4 protein-coding genes and 2 pseudogenes are annotated in these 3,415 nt (G+C 65.7%); all 6 read left to right on the top strand.

Annotation, left to right across the window (positions count from 1 at the left end; translation table 11 throughout):
* Positions 1-86: pseudogene (locus tag AB0I54_RS47975) on the top strand (IS5/IS1182 family transposase); the annotation flags it as partial.
* 16 nt (positions 87-102) lie between these two features.
* Positions 103-315 (top strand): hypothetical protein, encoded by a 213-nt coding sequence (locus AB0I54_RS47970; RefSeq protein ID WP_363302727.1) that lies wholly within the window; start codon positions 103-105, stop codon positions 313-315.
* Positions 316-320: 5 nt separating this feature from the next.
* Entirely contained in the window at positions 321-527 is a 207-nt protein-coding gene (locus tag AB0I54_RS47965; protein WP_363302726.1) for a hypothetical protein, read from the top strand.
* 663 nt (positions 528-1,190) lie between these two features.
* Positions 1,191-1,916 carry a translation initiation factor IF-2 gene (locus tag AB0I54_RS47960; protein WP_363302725.1) on the top strand — a complete coding sequence of 242 codons (726 nt, stop codon included), beginning with the start codon at positions 1,191-1,193 and terminating at the stop codon, positions 1,914-1,916.
* A complete protein-coding gene (locus AB0I54_RS47955) occupies positions 1,913-2,665 on the top strand; it encodes a DedA family protein (protein ID WP_363302724.1) in 753 nt (250 codons plus the stop codon). The genes AB0I54_RS47960 and AB0I54_RS47955 overlap by 4 nt, the downstream gene beginning before the upstream one ends.
* A 159-nt stretch (positions 2,666-2,824) precedes the next feature.
* Positions 2,825-3,415 (top strand): annotated as a pseudogene (locus AB0I54_RS47950) (UDP-N-acetylglucosamine--N-acetylglucosamine transferase); the annotation flags it as partial.

Here is a 3,415-nt window from a genome sequence, read left to right as displayed (position 1 = left end):
TCCTCCGTAAACTGCGGTGCCCGACCACCCGGATCACCAGCCTCGTCCAGGCCGTCCTCACCCTCCATCTGACCAGCTCAGAGTGAAGATGGAAAAGGCTCAATGGATCCCATCAGCTCCTGGTCGACGAGCACCCTCAACGCCCGCATCAAGGACCTGCGCACCTCCCTGGGCAGCGATTCCTCCGACAGCCTCTACGTGCCGCGCCGCCGCTCCGGCGAGGATCCCTACCGACTCTCTCAAAGCGTGCGCTGCGACTGGACCCGTTTCCTCCAGCTCGTCGAACGCGTGCTGCCGCAGGCCCCTCGGGCCTGACAGACTTGGAGAAGGCGCTGACGCTCGTGCGGGGCAAGCCGTTCGGCGGCCAGCCCCTGCCCTGGGCCGAGCCTTATCAGCAGGAAATGATCACGCGGATCATCGACGTCGCGCACACCGTGGCCACCTACCGCACCCCCACAGGCCCCCACCACGACCTCAACGCCGCACGCCAGGCCGTCTCAACCGGACTCGACCCACCAACAACGTAAGGACAGGTGCTTCTCTATAGGGAATTGCTGAAGTGGATTTATCTGCTCACGACATTCTATAGGTGATGGGAATTTATGGAGCCTTTGGGCGACAATATCTTTAGAGGTGGCCAGCTTCAGAGGTGGCCAGCATGTGAAAATTTCGGCACAGTATGGACGCGTCAATAAACACTGTTTCGCCATTAGGGTCGTAAAGTATATACCCGCTTTTAACGTCCTGGATACTTTTCTAGACTCACCGAATAGCCATACACCACTCCAGCAGATATGACCTGAAGCCGACGCGACAACGTCTCGCACAAGATAAGGGGCGCACTGCCTGAGGGCTGGGTTCCGGCCACCCACGCGGCGATGTGAGAGTGGCTCGTGCCCAGCAGTTCTTGCGGTCCGACCTCGGCCGCAACCCTCACGAAGGCGGCCGCCACTTTAGGCTTGCGACCAGCCTGTTTCCGCGATCGCGTCCGCCAGCTTCACGTTCCGCTCGCGCGCCATCGTCCACCTCGGTTCACCAAAATGATCTTTGACGGGTTGAGGGCCCCGGCTGCTGCCCGGAGGTAGCGCCGCGAGGCCATCTGCACCATCTGCCACCAACCCGTGCCCGCCAGGACACACACGACACCAGGATCGAGACGGACCTGACGGCGTCCTACTAGCGTCGAAATCATGAAGGACCGGACCACTTCTGAGAATTGTGTCCAGGCGCCTCGCCGTGGTGGGGGCTGGATGTTCCTAGCCGAAGCGGCGCGCGATCTGCGGACCACCGGCGCGATAGCGCCCAGCGGAAAGGCTCTGGCTCAGGTACTGACCGAGCCCGTACGAGTTCAGGGGCCTCGGCCGCTTTCGGTGCTGGAAGTCCGTGCGGGCACCTGTGCCGTCACACGCACCCTGATCCCACAGCTGCCGCGCGGGAGCCGTCTGGCCATTGTGGAGGCGAAACCGCGTTTCGCAGCCCGGCAGCAGAATCTGGTCGGCGCCCATCCGAATCAGGCGGGCAGGCTGGTGAAGGCGGAGGTGCATCAGGCGTTCCTGGAGAACCTGGAGACCGATGAGCGCTATGACGTGATCGTCTCCGGACTGCCGCTGACGAACTTCGCCCCGGCTCAGGTCGAGCGAATCATGTCGCGGTACATGGAATTGCTGCATCCGGGCGGGACGCTGACGTATTTCGCCTATCTGGGTACGCGCAGGGCGCGTGCGCTGACCGCGTCGCGGGCGGAGGTCCGTCGGCATGCTGCGGTTGACGAGGTGATGGCGGCCTATCAGCGCAGGCATGCCGTCGGCCGTTGGCCGATATGGGCCAGCGTGCCCCCCGCATACGTCTGGCACCTTCGAGGGCCTCTCGTGCCCGGGCGCGAGCAACAGCACTCCGAGGGCGGAAGTCGACGGTGAACGCTCTGTCGGACCTTCTCGGCCACGTTTCCCCCGCCATGGCCTGCACAGTGGTGGCGGTAGCCGTTCTGGCCGAGTCCGTTCTGCTGGTCGGAGCTTTCGTCCCGACGCTCGCAGTGATGCTGACTGCCGGTGCGCTGGCCCGAACTGGCCACATCAGCCTTCTTCGCCTGGTCTCCGTAGCGGTGGCTGCGGTCGTGGTGGGTGATTTTCTCGCCCACCGCACCGGCAGGCTTCTTGGCAATCAGCTGCGCACGGGACATGTGGGTCGTCGTATTCCCGATGCCGCCTGGCGGCGGGCCGAGAAGCTGATGACGCGGCATGGCGGGCGAACAGTCTTCCTGGGGCGCTTCCTGCCTGTGGTGCGCACCCTTGTCCCTCACTTCGCCGGTGTCACTCGACTGCCCTACCGACGTATCGCTCCCTACAGCGTCATTGCCGCCTGTCTGTGGGCTGTCGCCGAAGCCGGTGCTGGATACGCCGCCGCAACGTCTCTTCAACGGATCCTGTCTTTGGGCGGCCCCCTCCTGGCTCTGATTCTCCTGAGCGCCATCGGGGTTACGCTTCTGTGGCGCCGTTTCGCCCGCCCCGGCCCGCGCGCTGTCTCTGCCCGGCAGAACACCTCCGATAACGGCGACAGGTCTTGGCCCACCTGCGTGGGTATGACTCCTCTCGGGTCTGGAGGCATGGCTTCGCGGGGTGGGAAGTCCCCATTGGGCATCGATGCGCGGGATGGGATGTCCCCCTGAACCATCGAGTGACACCGCTGTCGTAGGCGGATCCCTGCGGCAACGCGCAAGTACCCGCACTCTGGCGGCCCTGGGCAGCAGATAGCTCTGCCGATTCCTCGGCGCTCCCGGCCTGCTGCTTGTGGTTTCGATTCGTCCCGTCTGCGCAGAGGAAAGCCCATGGCCAATCCCGGACGTACGCTTCCGAGACTCGAGAGTGCGGATGGTCTGCCGGCGCCCCGCACGGGGGCACTGCCCTCGGGCCGTGTCGCGATCATCTCGGCGAGTGTCGGCGCCGGTCACGACGGTGCCGCCGCCGAACTGGAGCGCCGCCTCGCAGCGGATGGACTCGTCGTCGACCGGCACGACCTGCTCGACCTGCTTCCCGCCGGACTCGGCCGAGCCGTCCGGGACGGCTACCACAGGATGCTGGTCCGGGCACCCTGGGCCTATCAGCGGATCTACGCCAGGACGGAACGCGCCGGTGGCGGCGACCCGGCGGCGCGCGCCCTGCTCCGTGCCGCCGAGGACCGGGTACTACGCGCATTGCACCCGGGCATCGGAGCGGTCGTCTCCACTTACCCCGGAGCCAGTCGCGTGCTGGGCAACCTGCGCCGGGCCAGACGCCTGACCGTCCCGGTCCTGACCTACCTCACCGACTTCTCCGTGCACCCGCTGTGGGTGGCGGATGGTGTGGATGTCCACCTCGCGGTCCACGCCGTACCGGCCGGCCAGGCACGGGCGGCCGGAGCCCGGGACGTCCGGGTGTGC

Source organism: Streptomyces sp. NPDC050625 (assembly GCF_040654755.1).
In the GTDB taxonomy this organism is placed as follows: Bacteria; Actinomycetota; Actinomycetes; order Streptomycetales; family Streptomycetaceae; genus Streptomyces.
The sequence above is the reverse complement of the archived record's forward strand: the minus strand, read 5'-3'. Positions and strand labels throughout refer to the sequence as shown.

Bases quoted from the DNA above. Each gene is read 5' to 3' on its own strand.
- AB0I54_RS47960 (WP_363302725.1), top strand. From the start codon at position 1,191: ATGAAGGACCGGACCACTTCTGAGAATTGTGTCCAGGCGCCTCGCCGT.
- AB0I54_RS47970 (WP_363302727.1), top strand. From the start codon at position 103: ATGGATCCCATCAGCTCCTGGTCGACGAGCACCCTCAACGCCCGCATC.